The organism is Pseudomonas fluorescens, from assembly GCF_001648775.1.
GTDB lineage: Bacteria > Pseudomonadota > Gammaproteobacteria > Pseudomonadales > Pseudomonadaceae > Aquipseudomonas > Aquipseudomonas fluorescens_M.
On the sequence record NZ_LVEJ01000023.1, the window covers coordinates 243,126 to 260,709 of the forward strand.

Here is a 17,584-nt window from a genome sequence, read left to right on the forward strand (position 1 = left end):
GAACAATTTACCAACGGCACTTGCGCGATCCCGACTCCCCTGCTTGAATCAGGACGTCGGCCAAATTGTGACCGACGAGTCACAACATACCTCTAAGAAACTTTTTGCCGGTCGTCAGCCCTTTGGGTTGCGCCTCAGCCGGCAGACTGCCCGCCAATAACAACACCCGTCGACCGCAGTCATGGATCGACATGGGCCAAGCAAATTCAAGGCGTATGCCTACCTGTCACAAAGCTCGTGCAATCTCTATTTGCGCGCATACCCGCTTGCTTGCCAGGAGTCTTATGACATGAGGCCAGAAATCGCTGTGCTGGATATACAGGGTCAGTATCGGGTTTACACGGAGTTCTATCGCGCAGACGCCGCAGAAAAGACCATCATCCTGGTCAACGGCTCGATGGCCACGACTGCGTCGTTTGCACAGACTGTGAAAAACCTGCACCCGCAATTCAACGTGGTTTGCTACGACCAGCCCTACGCGGGTCGGTCAAAAGCCCACAACCGCCACGAGAAACATCTGACCAAGGACGTCGAAGGGCAGATTCTGCTCGAGTTGATCGACCACTTCGCCGCCGAACACGTGCTCTCGTTCTCCTGGGGCGGCGCTGCGACCCTGGTCGCCCTCGCCCACCAGCCACGGCGCATTGAACGGGCGGTGATCAGCTCGTTCTCGCCGGTGATCAACGCGCACATGCTCGATTACCTCGAGCGCGGCGTCGACTACCTCGGCCAGCGCGACGGCGATCGCGTCGGCCATCTGGTCAACAACACCATCGGCAAACATCTGCCGTCACTGTTCAAACGCTTCAACTATCGCCACGTCAGCAGCCTGGCCGAACACGAATACGGGCAGATGCACTTTCACATCAGCGACGTGCTGCACAGCGATCGGCAGTGCTATCTGAACGCAGCGAAAAAGATCAACGTGCCGGTGCTGTTTCTAAACGGCGAATGGGACGAATACACCGCCGCCGAAGACGCACGCCTGTTCGGCAACCACGTGGCACAGAGCACGTTCACCACGCTGCAAGCCACCGGGCACTTCCTCGACATGGAACACAAGGCCGCGTGCCGCGACAGCCAGAACGCCCTGCTCGGCTTTCTGAAACCGGCACAGCAGACCAGCCGAACGCGTTACTCGTTTGTTCAGGATCAACATGCATTGGCTATTTGAAAGAGTGTCGTCGCGCGCGAGGCTGCGGGGCTGGGATTTTGCTTTACGCACCGCAGTGCTCGCCCGCGATTGACCGTTTTCAGTGATTTAAAGCGTTCATGAGTAAAAGAAAAACTTCAAATCCATGCCCGAGTCTGGTACAAAGTCAGCCGCTCTGAGCGGGTATAGTTTAATGGTAGAACAGTAGCTTCCCAAGCTTCCGACGAGGGTTCGATTCCCTCTACCCGCTCCACTCAATTTTTGTCTCACGTTGTGTTTTTTTGACGGGGGATGCAGGGATAGAAAAACCGGCCTATAGGGCCGGTTTTTTTGTGGCTGGGATTTGGAAGAGTCAATATTCTGAAACCAGTCTATCTTCGCCCCGCTCGTGTCACGCCTTGAAAAACATGCCTCCCCCCATACCGTCCAGATGCCTTCTAACCTAAAAAGAGGGGCCGTTTTATCGTCCCGCTCATTGAATATCAGTGATTGCATCACTGGAAATTGACGACTAATATCTCCCAAAAAGGGAGGAGGCATGGATGCGGATAATGGCAAGATCAACCTTGCGGCAATTCTGGGAAAGCAACCCTGCTTTCGCTGAGTCTGAGACACCGCTTGTTGAATGGTATCGCCACATGGAAAAGGCCAGCTACCGCACGCCACAGGAAGTAAAAGCCGAACTGAGAACAGCCAGCATCCTTAAAGGCGCAAGAGTTGTTTTCAATATCGGTGGTAACAAGTATCGAGTGATTTTGGCAATTGACTATCAACGACAGCTTGGCTTCATCCGTTTCGTTGGCAGCCATGCCCAATTTGACAAGATCAACGCGGAGACCATCTGATGAACATAAAACCCATTCGGAGCCCGGAGGACCTGGCCGCAGCTTTTGTACGCATGGAGCAGCTTTGGGGCGCCGAGCTCAATTCGCTTGAAGGTGACGAGTTGGAAATACTCGCATTGCTCATCGAGAAATACGAAGACGAGCATTACCCAATGCCCCCCTCTGATCCAATAGAAGCGATTAAATTTCGTATGGATCAGCAGGGTTTGACCCCACGTGATCTCGAACCGTTCATTGGCACCAGTGGGCGCGTATCTGAAGTATTGAATCGAAAACGTAAACTGAGTTTATCGATGATCAAGCGCTTGCACGAAGGCTTGCGAATCCCCTACGAAAGCCTGCTCGCTGGGTCCTGAATCTTCTGGTTTCAAAAAAAACCGGCTTCAACGGCCGTTTTTTGAGATGGGTGCCTTCGCGCAGTGAGGCGAAGTCACCAACCACAGTGATTCGCTGGCGATTTCCCGACATTACAGATCCACAACACTCCACCGGTTTTCACCTCCCGCCCGGCCGACTAGCATTTCCCCATCACCCACCACCCTCCCCCTGCGCGGCCATCGACGAACACGCGCCATCACTTTCGAGGGATTCCAATCGCGGCCACTTTGCCGCTGACGATCGAACTAAAAAGAGTCTTCAGCATGACGCAAAACATTTACGACGATCCCGAATTCTTTCAGGGTTACAGCCAGATGAACCGTTCCATCGGCGGCCTCGACGCGGCGCCGGAGTGGCCGGCGCTCAAGGCGCTGTTGCCATCCATGCATGGCTTGAGCGTTGTGGATCTGGGCTGCGGTTATGGCTGGTTCAGCCGTTGGGCCATCGAAAATGGCGCAGCCAGTGTGTTGGCGCTGGATGTTTCGGAGAAGATGCTGGAGCGCGCGCGTGCGACCACGACGGCGGCGAACATTCGTTATGAGCGCGGCGATCTGGAACAGCTCGATCTGCCCGCCTGCCGTTTTGATCTGGCTTACAGTTCGCTAGCGCTGCACTACATCAGGGATCTGCCGGGGCTGTTTGCGCACCTGTACGCGGCGCTGAAACCGGGTTCACACTTTGTGTTTTCCATTGAGCATCCGATCTTTATGGCACCGCGTAATCCGGGTTGGTTGATTGACGCTGAAGGGAATAAGCGTTGGCCGCTGGACAGCTATCAGTTGGAGGGTGAGCGGGTGACCAATTGGCTGGCCGAGGGTGTGATCAAGCAGCATCGTACGGTCGGGACGTTGCTCAATTCACTGATCGATGCGGGGTTCACGATTCGTCATGTCAATGAATGGGGGCCGAGCGAAGCGGAGGTTGCGGCGCAACCGGCGCTGGCGGAGGAGCGGGAGCGGCCGATGATGATGTTGGTGGCGGTGCAGCGCTGAGCTTAAAGCCCCTCACCCTAGCCCTCTCCCAGAGGGAGAGGGGACTGACCGAGTTGCCCTCCAGAGCTACGCCGACGTGCAAAATCCAGCCGAACTCAGGTTTGGAAACAACACAACTCGGCTCCCTCTCCCTAGGGAGAGGGCTGGGCGGTCGGCGTTACGATGAGGGGCCCGTCCGAAAGCGCACCCGAAATTCCCAGCCGAACAACACGTCCGACTCATTTCAACGTGTCGCAACGATAAACAACCTAGGAAATGGCAACAGCACCGAGCCATCCGCCAACGCCGGATAAGCCTTCTCAACCTCCGTCAGATACTGCTCCAGGTACTGCACCTTTTCCGCCTCGGTCAACGGACTCAAAAACGGAATCAACCCGCTGCCCTTGAACCACTCCACCACCCCTGCCGCCCCGCCAGATAACTGATGATGATAGGTCGTACGCCACACATCGACCCGCGCACAATGTGGCCGCAGCATCGAGAAATAATCATTGGCACTCGCCATGTCGGTACGCTGCCCCGCAGCGCCGCTGAGCTTGCTCGCCCATGGGCCATTCGCAGCGACTTCACGCATCAAACGATGGGAAGGTTCATTGAGGTTGTCCGGCATCTGGATCGCCAGACTGCCGCCCGCCGACAACTTGCTGGCCAATGCTGGCAACAACGTCGCGTGATCCGGCACCCACTGGAGCACGGCGTTGGCGAAGATCACATCAAACGGACCTGCATCGGCCCACTGATCAATCTCGGCCACCTCGAATTGCACATCCGGCAAGCGCTTGCGTGCTGCGTCGATCATGTCCGCCGAACTGTCCAGTCCGCTGACTTTCGTCCCAGGAAAACGCTGCACCAGCAACTCTGTCGAGTTACCGGGACCGCAACCGATGTCGACCACCGTTCGCGCTTCAGGCGTGGGAATCGCTGCCAGCAGATCGCGGGCCGGGCGGGTGCGTTCATCTTCGAAAGCGACGTATTGTTTGGCGGACCAACTCATTGCGTTCTCCTGTCGGGACATTCCAGCGGTTCGTCACGATACAGGCAGCGCCGCGGGCAGTTCCAGAGCGAGACGTTGCAAAGAGTGTCTTCATAGTCTTATAAAAAACCGGCCTTCAAGGCCGGTTCCGTTATCAGTCGTAATAACCGACCGTTTTTTTCAGATGATCCGAATATTCGTAAATGTCATCGACAGAGCTGATCGCATGACGGGTCTCATTTTTTTCTTCATCAAAAATACCAATGTATTTCTGCGACCGATTGAAATGCAGTCGGCAGATTGGTTTTCGATTGTTGTCATCCAGGAGAATCCCGAAGTAACTCTGCGTATCACGTTGAACGATTCGCTTGGCATCGACCACCGATCGAACCAGCGCACGAACGATGTGATAACCCTCGAGCTCTTCTAAGGTTGTCAGAACCTTATCATCCGACTCATCCCGCGGATCTACAGGGTCAGTGCCGGTAGAGGCGGACGGCAACGACGCCAACGCAGGCTGAATAGCGCCACTCATTGCCGATTTGAGGCGATCATTGATCTGGTCATTCAAGAATTGCACAACGGCTTTTCTCGTCAGCTCATGAAACTGTTCGCGTACTTTTTGAGTGATCACGCCGTCATAAACACGGGAAGCAAATACCTTCACAAAGTCATCATCCGGCTTGCTGACCTGTGCCGCGATGACCTTTTTGATTTGACTGACATATTTCAATTCGCCAGCCGCGCTGATGATTGAGTCAACGTCAAAAGCCGACTTCGTCAGTTTGATCAGTTCGGGAACCGAGTATTCATCGATATCGAGAAGGTCCAGCTCCAGAAATGGTTTTTCATCCATCTTGTTCGGCGCATCCAGGTCGGTAAAAAACTTGTAGACCTGACCGTTGGTGAGGATGGAAATTCGAGCGCTGGTGACGTGAAAGTAACGAAATAACTGGGAGGCATGATTGATATGCAAAGGCTCACCAATTTTTTTGCACTCAATCAAAATCTGTACTTCGCCGTCCTTCATGATGGCGTAATCAATTTTCTCGCCCTTCTTCGTACCGATGTCACAGACAAACTCAGGCGTCACCTCGGTCGGGTCAAACACGTCGTAGCCCAGAACCGTGCTGATAAATGGCATGACGAACGCATTTTTTGTTGCTTCTTCCGTCTGGATTGCGGCGCTCTGCAATCGAACTTTGGCGGCTAGGCTGGCTAACTTTTCGAAGAATTCCATGAGTGGCCTCTTGCGTGATGTCTATCCGTGTATTGAGCTAATGGCAATTTGATCGCCACTTGATACTAGCCACAAACCCACACAATGAAAGTTTCACCATCAAGCGAACTTTGCGCGGCCGCGTTTTTTATCGAAAGGGCACTGATGTAAGTAGAATTTTCATAACGCCGCCAATGTCTGAATTTCAAGACTCCTCCCAATAAGGAACACGGCTATGAAATTCGCAAAAATCTCCCAGAAGCTCGCGATGGTGGCCGGTAGTCCCAAGACCTTCATGGGTGCTTTGATCTTGATCGGGTTATGGGGCTTGAGCGGGCCGATTTTCCATTACAACGACACCTGGCAATTGATCATCAATACCTCGACCACCATCATCACGTTCCTGATGGTGTTTCTGATCCAGAACACGCAGAACCGCGACACCGACATTCTTCATTTGAAGATCGATGAGTTGCTGCTGGTGACCAAAGAGGCGCAGAACGCGATGCTCGGGCTGGAGGCGCTGGATCTGAAGCAATTGGAAGCGTTGCGCAGGCACTACCGTTCGTTGGGTGAGGGCGAGGTGTTCAATCTTGAGGGACTGGGCGAGAAGAGCAAACCCAAGCAGGATTTGAATGAGTGCTGAAATGCAAGAGACCGCCGCCCACGGCAGCGGTCTTTTGAATCTTGATTAACGGCTGGCCTGTAACTGGCGAGCCTTCTCCAGATGGCTTTGCAGTTTCGGCAGGGTCTCGTCGGCAAAGGCCTTGATCTCCGGCACGTCGGTTGTTTGCGCTTCCTGCTCAATCTGTTCAATGGCCTCTTCGGTGGCTTTGACCTGACTGGCGGCATAAGCCTGATCGAAGGAAGCGCCTTCGGTCACTTGCGGCATCAATTCCTTGGCCTTGTCAGCCAGTTCCTCACGGGGCGCGACGGGCAGGTCGAGCTTCTTGGCGATTTTCGCCAGGTGCTGGTTGGCCGTGGTGCGGTCGTTGATGACGACGATGGTGTAGTCCTTGACCTCTTTCGATTCAGCCTTGCTATGGGCCAGACGACTGGCCTCGATGTCAGCCATGCCTTTGGCTGAGGCATCGTTGATGAAATCGGCGGGCGACTGGGCAAAAGCGCTGCTGGCACACAGACCCAACAACGATGCAAAACTGATAGTGCGTATACGGGTGGCCATCCGGCTCATGGTCGCGCCCTCCTTACTTGCGAAATTCAAGCGGGAGCTTACGCCCCCGCCTCTCAATCAAAACAACCTTCACCGACTACTTCGATTTCTGAGCGGGCTTGCGGCCCATGTCTGGTTTTGGCTCTTTGTCGACAGTCGTTGTGGTGGTTTTCCCACCTTTGCGACCCGCTTCAGAGGCCTTCGTTCGATCGTTGGCGAAGTTTCCCGAGTTCGAGTTTCTTGAGTTAGGCATGATTCTCTACCTCTTGGTAATGATCGTGGCGAGCAGGTGCCCGCCTAGATTGAGAATTTTCTGGCCGGCAAAGGTTTAGAAAAGTTGCAGTTGCCGCGACGAACGGCGCAACCGGATCAGCTATTCAGTGCGTGATGGTTCAAGCGCTTGGCGGCGTACATCGCCTGATCGGCATGACGGAACAGTTGCTGTTCCTCACGGCCGTGCTCTGGATAGCGAGCAACGCCAATGCTCGGTTCGATGTGCAGGTTGTGACCATCGAGGCGCATCGGTTGCACCAGGACCTGTCGGATTTTTTCCGCCACGCCGTCAGCATCTTCCGAAGCCTGAACACTGTGCAGCAGCACAACAAATTCATCGCCGCCAATTCTGGCCACGGTATCGGTTTCCCGCACGCAGCCCTTGAGGCGATTGGCCACGGTTTGCAGGAGCATGTCGCCAACGGCATGGCCGAAGGTGTCGTTGACCTGTTTGAACCGGTCCAGGTCGACATATAACAAGGCCATGTGCCCGGATTGCTCGCGAGCGCCGGCCAACGCGGCCTTCAAGCGATCACGCAGTAATTCACGGTTGGGCAGTTGCGTCAGTTGATCGTATTGCGCCATGCGTCGCAGACGGGTGTGCAATTGCTGGCGCTCGATTGCCGTGGCGACCTGGGCGCAGACGTATTGCAGCAATTCCTTGTCCTGCTCGGTGTAACGCTCGCCGCCGGGCAGGCTTTTGACGATCAAGGCACCGATGGTGCCGTTTTTCGAATTCAACGGCACACCGAGCCAGCAAGGTGAATTCTGCCCTGCCACCAGTTCGGCGAAACCGGCTGGAGAATCAGGACTGTCGGGCGTCAGAAGAATCGGCTGGCCGCTACGAATGACTTCCGTGCACAGACGCCCGGTGACGGTGCCGGGTTTTTCAGGCTGCAACTCTTGATCGTCGACGTGATAGGGAAAATTCAGTTGCGCACAATGTTCGTCGTAGAGCGCCACAGAGAAATTCATCGCCGGTAGCCATTCGCCGATGATCAGGTGAATACGCTTGAACAGCGCCAGCAGATCCTCCGCCACATGCGCCGCTTCGGAAATCGCATAAAGTGCAGCCTGGCGTGATTCGGCCTGTTTGCGCTCGGTGATGTCGCGCGCCACGGCGATGCGCAGTTGATCGACTTCCGACCAGCGCGCCGACCAGAGGATATGCACGACGCTGCCATCCTTGCGCAGGTAACGGTTTTCGAAGTTGAGCTTGGGTTCGCCGCCCATGATTTCACTGGCAGCCGCAAGCGTGCGCTGACGATCCGCCGGATGCACCAACTCGATCATTTGCCGACCGATCAATTCGTCAGGCGTGTAACCGAAAATGCGCTCGCAGGCCGCGCTGACAAAAACGAAGCGCCCCTGTTTGTCCACCGCGCAAACGGCGTCCAGCAACAGGTCGATGTAACTCGCCAACGGCGCGGAGTTTCGGCTTTCCATAGTTCAGCGTGGGTGTCCGGGCAATGCAGCACTGATCAACCATCCCTGACCTTTTCCTGCATCCGTGCAAACAAACTCAAGCCTTGTTCGGCATCAAACCCGGCAGCGCATGCACCAGCGCGTTGATGGCAAAACCGATGAACATCACGCCACACAGTCGAGTAATCAGCAATTCATGGCGCTGATACAACGTGCGCACCCGCTGCGCGCCGACCACGCCAATCAGAATAGCGTAGGCCAGCAAGCCGCCGAGAAAACTCAGGGCAATCAGCGCCGGCAGCATCGACCAGTTGAGCAGTTCGGCGCGGCTCGACAGCAACGCCGTAAAGGTTGCGACCGCCACCGGATAGGCCTTGGGATTGGTCAGACCGAACAGAATGCCGTGCCAGAACGGCTTGCGCGCCGCGCCTTGCGGTTCGTCACTGTTGCGACGCTGCGCACGCACTGCACGCCAGCCGAGCCAGAACAGGTACAAGCCACTGAGCACGCCGAGCACATCGAATGCGCTGCTGCCGATTTCGCGGGCACCGACAATCGCGATCAGTGCGGTGCTGCACCAGACCACATCACCGAGCAGATGCCCGCACAGGAACCCGGCTCCGGCCCGCCGACCGTGGGCTGCGCCGATACCGAACACCGCCAGCACACCCGGCCCGGGCGTGATGCCATAAATGAAACCCGAGGCCAGCACGGCCATTAGCAACGATGGAGTCATGGGAAACCTGCAAGCGCCAGAACACGTGGCGGCCAGTCTATATCAGGCGCTTGCGCGTGTTCACTGCTCGTCGTAAAAACGCATGCCGGCGTACGGTTTTTGCCGACACGCAGCCAGTCGTGAAGCGAGATCGCCGACGTGGATTTCGAGCTTATGGCCATCGGGGTCGAGAAAGTAGAACGACGCACCTTCGCTGCGGTTATCACGCCACTGCGGCACGTTCGCCGCTTTTAGCTTCTGCACAAAACCTGCGAAATCCGCTGCATCGAGGCTGAACGCGTAATGGGTGTAATCGGCGGACGGTTCGCTTGAGCGCAGCGGATCATGCGACAGACACAACCACAAATCCGGCAGCGACAGGTAGGCACCGGCATCCCACGTCGCTTCGACACGCAACTGCAGCACATCACCATAGAACGCCAGGCTGCGCTGCAAATCGGTGACCGCAAGGGTCAAGTGGTTGAGGCCGGTGAGCATGGGTCAGTACCCTCTGAGGTCTTCGGGGACGATGTATTGTTCGCCGTCGTAGGTCAGGGTGATCTGTGTTTGCTTCAGGCGGGTAGTTTTGGATAGACACTCTTTACCCGACGGCGTGTTTTTCATTTTGCTGCCGTTGGTGGTGACGATCAAATCGGCCAGACCATGATGACTGGAAGGGCCGATTTCGACGGTTCGGCGAATTGTCTTGGTATAGCCTTCGCAATCATTGCTGAACTCGCCGTTGTTCTTGGCCACCACCAAGCCTTCCAGCACCGGACGCAACTGACTGCCTTCGCGCACATACAGCGCCAGATCGGTTTTCTCGTAGGGGATGGCGTGGGAGCTGTGCGCGAACTTTGAACGCAGGCCGAAAGCGCGAACTTCCGGCGCCAATCGATAGCGCGCCGTGTCGATGCGCAGATCATCGAAGCGCACGGCATCGGAGTTGTAAGCGCCCGGTTTACGGTAAGTGGCGATGGGGTTGTAAGTGCTGGCGTTGACGATCGACAGATCCAGATCGAAGACCCCGGCATCATCGCCGCCGGCGTCGGCAAGATAAGTCGATTTAACCGCAATCGCCTGATTCTGAACGGCCGGCCAGACTTTGCAGCGCGACAGAGATTGGCCGTCGAAGTCTTTGGTTTGGCAGGCGGCCTGGGCTTGGGCAGTTGTCGTTAAAAGCCCCATTGCGATGAAAGAGCCTAACAGGGTGATACGCGAGATCATTGTTCTTCCTTGAGTAAAAAATCTGTCTTAGAGGCCTTTGAAATCTTCAGGCATTACGTAGTTTTTGCCGTCATAGCGAAGTGTCGTCAAGACCGGTTTTTGCGTGACGGTATTGGATACACACGCCTCGCCTTCGCCCTCGCCAACGGTCGAGCTACGGATCGTTTTGATCATCAGGTCGGCATAGCCATGGCTGCTGGTCTTGGCCAACGCCACGGTTCGCGTAGTCTCGTAGCGCTCTCCCGCACAATTGCCATCCCACTCCCCGCCATATTCATACACCACCAGCCGATCCATGACCGGACGCAATGCGTTGCCGTCTTTCACATAGAGCGACAACCAGGTTTCATCCAGAGGATTCACCCGCGAAGAACCTTTAAACCGTACCCGCACGCCAAAGGCCTGCAATTGCTGCGCGAGCTTATAGCGGGCGGTATCGAATTTCAGTTCGTCCAGCGCGATGGCATCCACAGAGAATGCCGAGGGCTGATAGAAGCTCGCTAGCGGCTGCGAGTCTGCGCTCGCCACCAAGGCCAAACGCAGATCGTAAAGCCCTATAGTCTCTGACTCGCCATACACCGGATCGGGCGAGAAATGGGCGGCAGCGGTTAGCGTCAGCCCGGGATACGCCGGCCAGTCCTTGCAGAGTGAAAAATCCATCTCATGCGCCGTGGGTGCCGGTGTGCAATCGGCCAATGCCTGCCCCGCCAGCAACCAACCGCACAATGCCGCACAACCGATCCAGCCAGACTTCACTGTCACTTCCCGCTCCTTGATGACTTTTCAGCCGCGCACTATCCCCTCCTCAATCGTCCGATTCAACCAGTTCAACGCCTGATCCCCACCCCGCCGCTTGTGCCACGCCAGTACAAACGTAAACGGCGGTATCTCGAACGGTGGCGGCACCACGATCAGATCACGCTGATCGATCTCGCGCACGCTGCGCGAAGACACCGTAAGAATCAGATCCGTGCCACTGATGAACTGCGGCGCGACGTTCCAGTGCGGCAGGCTGATCGCCACGCGGCGACGTTCACGCAGTGACGTCAGTGCCCGTTCGATTTCCGGTGTGCCGCTGCCGCGCATTTCCAGCAGGACGTGCGGACGAGACAGGTAGCTCGGCAAATCCAGCACACCGTTGGCCGGTAACGTCTGGCGATCCAGCAGGCAGACGTAGCGTTCTTCAAACAGCACCGAACTGCGCAGTTCGTGGGGCATTTCCGGGAAGACGCCGGCAGCGACGTCGATATCGCCATTGAGCACGCCTTCCAGCATGCCTTCGCGGCTGGCATGGCTGATTTGCAGGTCGATGCCCGGTGCTTCCCGGCGAAGGGTGCGGATCAGCGTAGGCAGAATGATCGCCGCGCCATAGTCCGACATCGCCACGCGAAAGGTCCGACGCGCACTGGCCGGATCGAAGGTGTTCGGCGCCAGCAGCGATTGCACCTGGGCCAGCGCTTCGGTCAGCGGCGCGACCAGTTCCAGCGCTCGCGCGGTGGGCACAAGGCTTGAACCGGCACGCACCAGTAACGGATCACCGAGCAGGTCGCGCAACCGCGCCAGTGCATGGCTGACCGCCGGTTGACTGAGGTGCAGACGCTCGGCGGCGCGGGTGACGTGCTGCTCGCTGAGCAGGGCGTCGAGGATCACCAACAGGTTGAGGTCGATGCGGCGTAGATCATTCATCTGATGCATGTTCTGGATAATGAAACGGAATTTAAATCTGCGCGACGAATACTCTAGAGTCCAGCAAAACCTGTTGGAGAATCGAGATGAGTACGTTGCAGTGGACCGGCTTGTTGGTGCTGGCCGCGTTCGCCGGGGCGGTGGTGCCGTTTCAGAGTGCGATCAACAGCAATCTGGCGCGGGGGCTGGGGCATCCGTTGTGGGCGACGTTGGCTTCATTGCTGGTGAGTGTGTTGGTGTTGCTGCCGGTGATTGTGGCGTTGCGTTTGCCGTTGCCCTCCCTGGCATTTATCAGCAAGGCGCCGTTGTGGATGTGGGCCGGTGGTGCGTTTGGCGTATGTTTTGTGGCGTTGGCAGTGGTGCTGCTGCCCAGGCTCGGGGCTTCGGGGTTTGTCGCGTTGGCGTTGACTGGGCAAGTGATTGCGTCGATGGTGCTGGATCACTTTGGGTTGTTCGGGTTGGTGGAGAAGCAACTGACGGTGTCGCGGGTATTTGGCGCAGTGTTGTTGATTGCCGGGGTGGTGTTGATTCAGTTTGGTGGGGTGTTCGAGAGGAATGCAGTGGCTCCTGGATGATCGTTTGAATCGATGATTTCAGTGTCTGGAAGTCAGTCTTCGCGAGCAAGCTCGCTCCCACAGGGGAATGCATTTCAACTGTGGGAGCGAGCTTGCTCGCGAAGGTGTCAGAGCTGATATCAATATTTGTCGAGCGTGCGCAATTTCTGCGGCAAACCCCACAGCAACAGTGCCGCAGCGATCAACGCCGCCACGCCAATGACATACAGCGCCGGCGTGGTGCTGCCCGTCAGATCCTTGATCCGCCCGACCATCACCGGGCTGACGATCCCGCCGAATTGCCCAAGGGTATTGATCACCGCAATCCCGCCCGCCGCGCCAGCGCCAGCACCGGCGAGCAACTTCGGTGGCAAGGTCCAGAAGCTCGGAATCGAGGCAATGATCCCGGCGCCGAGCAAGCCGAGGGCAACGATCAGAAACGTGGTGTGGCTGGCGAAAATCCCGGCGCTGAAAAAACCGATCGCCCCGACAATGACCAGCCCGGCGACAAACTTGCGCCGCTCACCCGTCGCATCCGACAAACGCCCGATCACCACCATACTGATCGCCCCGCAAATGTATGGAATCGCCGTCAGCAGACCAATCATCACCGGGCTCTCGGTACCGGCGCTGCGGATCAGTTGGGGCGCCCAGAAATTCAAGCCGTAGGACGCCACCTGAATCAGAAAGTAGATCAGCCCCAAGGTCAGAAAACCCGGAATTTTCAGCGCCGCGAGCAGCGAGCCGCCACTCTTGTGCGGCTCATGCTGGGCGATGCGACTGGAGAGTAATTTCTTCTCGTCAGCCGTCAGCCAGTGCGCATCCTCGATGCGATCCTTGAGCAGCATCAGCACCAGAAAACCGAGTCCGATGCACGGCACGCCGCCGAGCAGGAACAGCCAGTGCCAGCCGCGCATCTGCAACACGCCATCGAGGTGTTCCAGCACCAGACCGGAGAACGGCGCGCCGACCAGCCCGGCAAACGCCGAGGCAAGAAACAGCATCGAGGTGATGCGGCCACGGAAGTGCTGCGGGAACCACAGCGTCAGGTAATACAGCACGCCCGGGGCGAAACCGGCCTCCATCGCACCGATCACAAAGCGCAGCGCGTAGAACTGCCATTCGCTGTTGACGAAGACCATCGCTGCCGTCGCCACGCCCCACGACATCATGATCCGCGCGATCCAGCGGCGTGCGCCGACCTTGTACAGCATCATGTTGCTCGGCACTTCGAACAGCACGTAACCGACCACGAACAGCCCGGCGCCGAGGCCGTAAGCGGTGTCGCTCAAGCTCAGATCAGTCTGCAACTGGAACTTGGCGAAGCTGATGTTGATGCGGTCGAAAAAGGCGAACAGGTAGCAGACCATGATCAGCGGCATCAGGCGCCAGGCGACCTTGCTGACCAGGGCTTTTTCGGCGTCGTGATCGACGGACGGACTCGCGCCCGCCTCCAATACATTGAGGCTCATAGCTTTTCTCCAGGCGGACTGCCGGTGGGCGTCCGATTGTTTTTGTTGTCTGGTCATGACGCTCACTGTGGAGCGCTTTTCTGTGGGAGCGAGCCTGCTCGCGAAGGCGGTGTGTCATTCACCTTTGATGTCGACTGACTCGACGCCTTCGCGAGCAGGCTCGCTCCCACAGGGGATAAGGTCTGTCAGGTGGGGATCGGGTGCAGGTCGCAGTTGCGTCCGGCCTTGGCCAGTTGGCCGGGCACTTCGTGGCCCAACAGCTCCGGCAAGCCGCGTGAGAGCTTCAGCAGCAGCGGCAAGTCGATGCCGGTGTGAATACCGATCTCATCGCACAGATTCACCAAATCCTCAGTGCAGATATTGCCCGACGCCCCCGGCGCAAACGGACAGCCGCCGAGGCCGCCGAGCGCCGCATCGAAACGCCGCACGCCCGCCTCATAAGCCGCCAGCACATTGCACAAGCCCAGACCCCGGGTGTTGTGAAAATGCAGGGTCAGGTCAGCCGGCGAAACCCGCTGCAACACCCGCCGCACCAAGCGATCCACTTGTCGTGGATTGGCCATGCCGGTGGTATCGGCGAGGGTGATACCGGCAATGCCGAGTTCCTGATAAGCGTCGACGATTTGCAGCACACGATCTTCGTCGATATGACCCTCAAACGGGCAGCCAAAGGTCGTGGCGACGCTGCCATTGAGACGCACGCCGGAACCGCTGGCGAACGCCACAATCTCGCCAAACGCCGCCAGCGAATCCTCGCAACGCATGCGCATATTGGCCAGGTTGTGCGTCTGGCTGGCGGACATCACCAGATTCAGTTCATCGGCACCCGCCGCCAATGCCCGCTGCGCACCTTTGAGGTTGGGGATCAGCGCAACGTAAATCACCCCCGGCTGTCGTTGAATGCCGGTGAAGACTTGCTCGCCGTCACGCAGCGCCGGAATGGCTTTCGGCGAGACGAACGAGCCGGCCTCGATACGACTGAAACCGGCCAAAGACAGTTGATCGATCAGGGCGATCTTGTCAGCGGTTTCCACCCAGGTCGGTTCAATCTGCAAGCCGTCGCGCGGCGAGACTTCCTGGACGATCAGGGTTTGCGAATAGTCCGTGATCATTGCACCACCCCTTGGCTTTTCAGGCGTTCGATGTCGAGTTCAGTCAGGCCGAGGCCGGCGAGAATGCCGTCGGTGTGTTGGCCAAGCGTCGGCCCCGACCAGTTAACGCCGCCAGGTGTTTCCGAGAGTTTCGGCACGATGCCGGGCATTTTCACCGTTGCGCCGCCGGGCAGTTCGGCGTTGAGCAACATGCCCCGCGCCTGATAGTGCGGATCGGCAACGATGTCGGCCACCGAATAGATCCGCCCCACCGGCACTTCAGCGGCTTCGAGCGCGGCGAGCACTCCGTCGATCGGCAAGCTGCTGGTCCAGTGAGTGATCGCGGCGTCGAGCAAACCGCTCTTGGCCGCACGCCCGTCGTTGTGAGCAAATTCTTCTGCTTCAGCCAGATCATCGCGACCGATGGTGTGCATCAGCCGCTTGTAAATCGGGTCGCTGTTGCCGGCGATCACTACGTAAGCGCCATCGGCCGTAAGGTAGGTGTTGGACGGTGCAATGCCCGGCAACGCACCGCCGCTGCGCTCGCGGACATGGCCAAGCATGTCGTATTCCGGCACCAGGCTTTCCATGACGTTGAACACGCTTTCGGCCAGCGACACATCGACAATCTGCCCGCCGCCCTGCCCGGTCTTGACCCGCAGCAGCGCCATCAACGCGCCGATCACCGCGTGCAGCGAGGCCAGCGAATCGCCGAGGCTGACGCCGACCCGCGCCGGTGGTGAACCGGGAGTGCCAGTGGTGTAGCGAATGCCGCCCATCGCTTCGCCAATCGCGCCGAAACCCGGACGATCGCGGTACGGGCCGGTCTGGCCGTAGCCGGAAATACGCACGAGGGTGAGATTGGGGTTCAGCGCGTGGAGCACGTCCCAGCCGAGGCCAAGTTTCTCCAGCGCACCGGGGCGCAGGTTTTCGATGATGACGTCGGCATCGCTGGCCAGTTGCTTGACCAACTCGATGCCTGCGGCGGATTTCAGGTTGAGCGCCAGCGACTTCTTGTTGCGCGATTGCAGGTACCACCACAGCGACGTGCCTTGGTGCAGCTTGCGCCATTTGCGCAGCGGGTCGCCCTGACCCATGGCTTCGATCTTGATCACCTCGGCGCCGAACTCGGCGAGCATGCGCGCGGCAAACGGCGCGGCGATCAGGGTGCCGATCTCGATCACTTTGATCGCACTCAAGGGGGCAGTCATCGCGGGTACCTCTTGTTCTTGGAATATGCCGCCAAGGCTAGAGGAACGATGATCGGGCAATCCAGCCGTCTCTCGGCAATGGGCGTTCGCCAAATGCGAACGCTTGGGGGATGTAGCGAACTCAGGTCAGTCTTCGCGAGCAGGCTCGCTCCCACAGGGATCGAGATCAGCCACACAATCTGAATACACCACGAACCTGTGGGAGCGAGCTTGCTCGCGAAGACGCCGGAACATTCACTGGAGATCTACGCGCCCTGCCCCCGCAAATGCTCAAACAATATCCGGCTCACCGGCGACAACCCCGCCTCCTCCCGCACCACCACAATCAGCGCGCGATCCGACCAGTCATCCGTCAACGGCACCGCGTGCAACCCCAGCGCCTGACCAAACAATTCATAAGCACGCTGCGGCAAAATGCCGATGCCCATGTTGGCCTGAACCATCCGGCATACCGCATCGAACCCCGGCACATGAATGCGAATGCGCAGGACCTTGCCAGCCTGACGCGCCGCCGCGTGGGTGCGCATGTTGATCGAACTGGCCGCGTGCAAACCGACGTAATCACTGTCCAGGGTTTCAGCGAAAGCCAGCGATTCACGCGCAGCCAAGGGATGTTCCGGCAGCATCACCACGACCAGTTTGTCCTGTCGGTACAACACGCTGTGCAGGCCTTTGGTGTCGCTGTCGTTGGAGCAAATCCCAAGATCCGCCACACCATCGAGTACGCCCTGAATCACCCCGGCGCTGGGGCGTTCTTCAAGATCGGTCTTGACCTGCGGATGCTGCGCGGAGAAGTCGCGCAAGTCTTCGGGAAGAAACTGAATGATCGCCGAGAGGTTCGCCAGCATGCGCACATAACCGCGCACACCGTGGCTGTGCTCGCCGAGTTCCAGGCCCATTTTTTCGACGTTGAAGAGCATCTGCCGCGCATGGTGCAGCAAGGTTTCCCCGGCCGGTGTCAGGGTCATGCCCTTGGCCTGACGCACGAACAGGCTGATCCCCAGCGCCTCCTCCAACTCCATCAGCCGCTTGCTCGCCGCCGACACCGCGATGGCTTCGCGCGAGGCGGCACGGGTCAGCGTGCCCTCTTCGTGCACGGCGACAAACAATTGCAGGGTGATCAGGTCGAGGCGGCGGATCAGGCTTTTTTGCAGCATGCGAGACTCGGCAATGGCGGCGCGAACGAGCGCTGAGCA

At 58.0% G+C, this 17,584-nt stretch carries 20 protein-coding genes and 1 tRNA gene; 7 read left to right on the top strand and 14 right to left on the bottom strand.

All coding sequences use genetic code 11. The features are described 5' to 3' along the window. Positions 1–289 precede the first annotated feature (289 nt). The 5 genes from A8O26_RS21220 to A8O26_RS21240 all read left to right on the top strand — a co-directional run bounded on the left by A8O26_RS21220 (position 290) and on the right by A8O26_RS21240 (position 3,368). Entirely contained in the window at positions 290–1,174 is an 885-nt protein-coding gene (locus tag A8O26_RS21220) for an alpha/beta fold hydrolase (RefSeq protein ID WP_064119706.1), read from the top strand. 158 nt (positions 1,175–1,332) lie between these two features. Next, positions 1,333–1,406 (top strand) — tRNA-Gly (locus A8O26_RS21225). 289 nt (positions 1,407–1,695) lie between these two features. After that, positions 1,696–1,998 carry a type II toxin-antitoxin system HigB family toxin gene (locus A8O26_RS21230; RefSeq protein ID WP_064119707.1) on the top strand — a complete coding sequence of 101 codons (303 nt, stop codon included), beginning with the start codon at positions 1,696–1,698 and terminating at the stop codon, positions 1,996–1,998. Next, positions 1,998–2,354 (top strand): helix-turn-helix domain-containing protein, encoded by a 357-nt coding sequence (locus A8O26_RS21235; RefSeq protein WP_064119708.1) that lies wholly within the window; start codon positions 1,998–2,000, stop codon positions 2,352–2,354. The genes A8O26_RS21230 and A8O26_RS21235 overlap by 1 nt, the downstream gene beginning before the upstream one ends. 285 nt (positions 2,355–2,639) lie before the next feature. Next, positions 2,640–3,368 carry a class I SAM-dependent methyltransferase gene (locus tag A8O26_RS21240; protein WP_064119709.1) on the top strand — a complete coding sequence of 243 codons (729 nt, stop codon included), beginning with the start codon at positions 2,640–2,642 and terminating at the stop codon, positions 3,366–3,368. Between the two features lie 223 nt (positions 3,369–3,591). On the opposite strand, the gene tam is transcribed toward A8O26_RS21240, so the two are convergent. Together tam and A8O26_RS21250 are read right to left on the bottom strand one after the other, a co-directional pair. Next, positions 3,592–4,362, bottom strand: a complete 771-nt coding sequence (tam, locus tag A8O26_RS21245) for a trans-aconitate 2-methyltransferase (protein WP_064119710.1) — start codon at positions 4,360–4,362, stop codon at positions 3,592–3,594. A gap of 133 nt (positions 4,363–4,495) precedes the next feature. Next, positions 4,496–5,581, bottom strand: coding sequence for a type I restriction endonuclease (locus A8O26_RS21250; RefSeq protein ID WP_064119711.1), 1,086 nt, complete (start codon positions 5,579–5,581; stop codon positions 4,496–4,498). 214 nt (positions 5,582–5,795) lie between these two features. Here A8O26_RS21250 and A8O26_RS21255 point away from each other — a divergent pair, with 214 nt between their 5' ends. Further along, the gene (locus A8O26_RS21255) at positions 5,796–6,206 is read left to right on the top strand and encodes a low affinity iron permease family protein (protein WP_064119712.1); all 411 of its coding nucleotides are present in this window, start codon (positions 5,796–5,798) and stop codon (positions 6,204–6,206) included. A 45-nt stretch (positions 6,207–6,251) separates the two neighbouring features. Here A8O26_RS21255 and A8O26_RS21260 read toward each other — a convergent pair whose 3' ends face one another. The 8 genes from A8O26_RS21260 to A8O26_RS21290 all read right to left on the bottom strand — a co-directional run bounded on the left by A8O26_RS21260 (position 6,252) and on the right by A8O26_RS21290 (position 12,069). Beyond that, the gene (locus tag A8O26_RS21260) at positions 6,252–6,755 is read right to left on the bottom strand and encodes a DUF4142 domain-containing protein (protein WP_064119713.1); all 504 of its coding nucleotides are present in this window, start codon (positions 6,753–6,755) and stop codon (positions 6,252–6,254) included. Between the two features lie 76 nt (positions 6,756–6,831). Beyond that, positions 6,832–6,987, bottom strand: coding sequence for a KGG domain-containing protein (locus tag A8O26_RS29520; RefSeq protein WP_007911485.1), 156 nt, complete (start codon positions 6,985–6,987; stop codon positions 6,832–6,834). A 116-nt stretch (positions 6,988–7,103) separates the two neighbouring features. After that, positions 7,104–8,453, bottom strand: coding sequence for a diguanylate cyclase domain-containing protein (locus A8O26_RS21265; protein ID WP_064119714.1), 1,350 nt, complete (start codon positions 8,451–8,453; stop codon positions 7,104–7,106). Positions 8,454–8,529: 76 nt separating this feature from the next. Beyond that, positions 8,530–9,168 (bottom strand): LysE family translocator, encoded by a 639-nt coding sequence (locus A8O26_RS21270; RefSeq protein WP_064119715.1) that lies wholly within the window; start codon positions 9,166–9,168, stop codon positions 8,530–8,532. A 60-nt stretch (positions 9,169–9,228) separates the two neighbouring features. Then, positions 9,229–9,645: a fosfomycin resistance glutathione transferase gene (gene fos / locus A8O26_RS21275; RefSeq protein ID WP_064119716.1), complete on the bottom strand. Its 417-nt coding sequence runs from the start codon at positions 9,643–9,645 to the stop codon at positions 9,229–9,231. A gap of 3 nt (positions 9,646–9,648) precedes the next feature. Continuing rightward, positions 9,649–10,374: a hypothetical protein gene (locus tag A8O26_RS21280; RefSeq protein WP_064119717.1), complete on the bottom strand. Its 726-nt coding sequence runs from the start codon at positions 10,372–10,374 to the stop codon at positions 9,649–9,651. A 27-nt stretch (positions 10,375–10,401) separates the two neighbouring features. Beyond that, complete coding sequence (locus A8O26_RS21285; protein WP_064119718.1) at positions 10,402–11,136, bottom strand: hypothetical protein; 735 nt, start codon at positions 11,134–11,136, stop codon at positions 10,402–10,404. 21 nt (positions 11,137–11,157) lie between these two features. Next, a complete protein-coding gene (locus A8O26_RS21290) occupies positions 11,158–12,069 on the bottom strand; it encodes a LysR substrate-binding domain-containing protein (RefSeq protein WP_172828186.1) in 912 nt (303 codons plus the stop codon). Between the two features lie 77 nt (positions 12,070–12,146). Between A8O26_RS21290 and A8O26_RS21295 the strand changes: the two genes are divergently transcribed. Next, complete coding sequence (locus tag A8O26_RS21295) at positions 12,147–12,635, top strand: DMT family transporter (protein ID WP_064119720.1); 489 nt, start codon at positions 12,147–12,149, stop codon at positions 12,633–12,635. Positions 12,636–12,754: 119 nt separating this feature from the next. On the opposite strand, the gene A8O26_RS21300 is transcribed toward A8O26_RS21295, so the two are convergent. The 4 genes from A8O26_RS21300 to A8O26_RS21315 all read right to left on the bottom strand — a co-directional run bounded on the left by A8O26_RS21300 (position 12,755) and on the right by A8O26_RS21315 (position 17,545). After that, a complete protein-coding gene (locus A8O26_RS21300) occupies positions 12,755–14,086 on the bottom strand; it encodes an MFS transporter (protein WP_064119721.1) in 1,332 nt (443 codons plus the stop codon). A gap of 185 nt (positions 14,087–14,271) precedes the next feature. Beyond that, complete coding sequence (locus A8O26_RS21305; protein WP_064119722.1) at positions 14,272–15,198, bottom strand: hydroxymethylglutaryl-CoA lyase; 927 nt, start codon at positions 15,196–15,198, stop codon at positions 14,272–14,274. Beyond that, the gene (locus tag A8O26_RS21310) at positions 15,195–16,388 is read right to left on the bottom strand and encodes a CaiB/BaiF CoA transferase family protein (RefSeq protein ID WP_064119723.1); all 1,194 of its coding nucleotides are present in this window, start codon (positions 16,386–16,388) and stop codon (positions 15,195–15,197) included. The genes A8O26_RS21305 and A8O26_RS21310 overlap by 4 nt, the downstream gene beginning before the upstream one ends. 245 nt (positions 16,389–16,633) lie before the next feature. After that, positions 16,634–17,545 (bottom strand): LysR family transcriptional regulator, encoded by a 912-nt coding sequence (locus A8O26_RS21315; protein WP_064119724.1) that lies wholly within the window; start codon positions 17,543–17,545, stop codon positions 16,634–16,636. Between the last annotated feature and the right edge of the window lie 39 nt (positions 17,546–17,584).

Coding starts and splice junctions, on each gene's coding strand:
- A8O26_RS21220 (WP_064119706.1), top strand. CDS start 290: ATGAGGCCAGAAATCGCTGTGCTGGATATACAGGGTCAGTATCGGGTT.
- A8O26_RS21230 (WP_064119707.1), top strand. CDS start 1,696: ATGCGGATAATGGCAAGATCAACCTTGCGGCAATTCTGGGAAAGCAAC.
- A8O26_RS21235 (WP_064119708.1), top strand. CDS start 1,998: ATGAACATAAAACCCATTCGGAGCCCGGAGGACCTGGCCGCAGCTTTT.
- A8O26_RS21240 (WP_064119709.1), top strand. CDS start 2,640: ATGACGCAAAACATTTACGACGATCCCGAATTCTTTCAGGGTTACAGC.
- tam (WP_064119710.1), bottom strand. CDS start 4,362: ATGAGTTGGTCCGCCAAACAATACGTCGCTTTCGAAGATGAACGCACC.
- A8O26_RS21250 (WP_064119711.1), bottom strand. CDS start 5,581: ATGGAATTCTTCGAAAAGTTAGCCAGCCTAGCCGCCAAAGTTCGATTG.
- A8O26_RS21255 (WP_064119712.1), top strand. CDS start 5,796: ATGAAATTCGCAAAAATCTCCCAGAAGCTCGCGATGGTGGCCGGTAGT.
- A8O26_RS21260 (WP_064119713.1), bottom strand. CDS start 6,755: ATGAGCCGGATGGCCACCCGTATACGCACTATCAGTTTTGCATCGTTG.
- A8O26_RS29520 (WP_007911485.1), bottom strand. CDS start 6,987: ATGCCTAACTCAAGAAACTCGAACTCGGGAAACTTCGCCAACGATCGA.
- A8O26_RS21265 (WP_064119714.1), bottom strand. CDS start 8,453: ATGGAAAGCCGAAACTCCGCGCCGTTGGCGAGTTACATCGACCTGTTG.
- A8O26_RS21270 (WP_064119715.1), bottom strand. CDS start 9,168: ATGACTCCATCGTTGCTAATGGCCGTGCTGGCCTCGGGTTTCATTTAT.
- fos (WP_064119716.1), bottom strand. CDS start 9,645: ATGCTCACCGGCCTCAACCACTTGACCCTTGCGGTCACCGATTTGCAG.
- A8O26_RS21280 (WP_064119717.1), bottom strand. CDS start 10,374: ATGATCTCGCGTATCACCCTGTTAGGCTCTTTCATCGCAATGGGGCTT.
- A8O26_RS21290 (WP_172828186.1), bottom strand. CDS start 12,069: ATGCATCAGATGAATGATCTACGCCGCATCGACCTCAACCTGTTGGTG.
- A8O26_RS21295 (WP_064119720.1), top strand. CDS start 12,147: ATGAGTACGTTGCAGTGGACCGGCTTGTTGGTGCTGGCCGCGTTCGCC.
- A8O26_RS21300 (WP_064119721.1), bottom strand. CDS start 14,086: ATGAGCCTCAATGTATTGGAGGCGGGCGCGAGTCCGTCCGTCGATCAC.
- A8O26_RS21305 (WP_064119722.1), bottom strand. CDS start 15,198: ATGATCACGGACTATTCGCAAACCCTGATCGTCCAGGAAGTCTCGCCG.
- A8O26_RS21310 (WP_064119723.1), bottom strand. CDS start 16,388: ATGACTGCCCCCTTGAGTGCGATCAAAGTGATCGAGATCGGCACCCTG.
- A8O26_RS21315 (WP_064119724.1), bottom strand. CDS start 17,545: ATGCTGCAAAAAAGCCTGATCCGCCGCCTCGACCTGATCACCCTGCAA.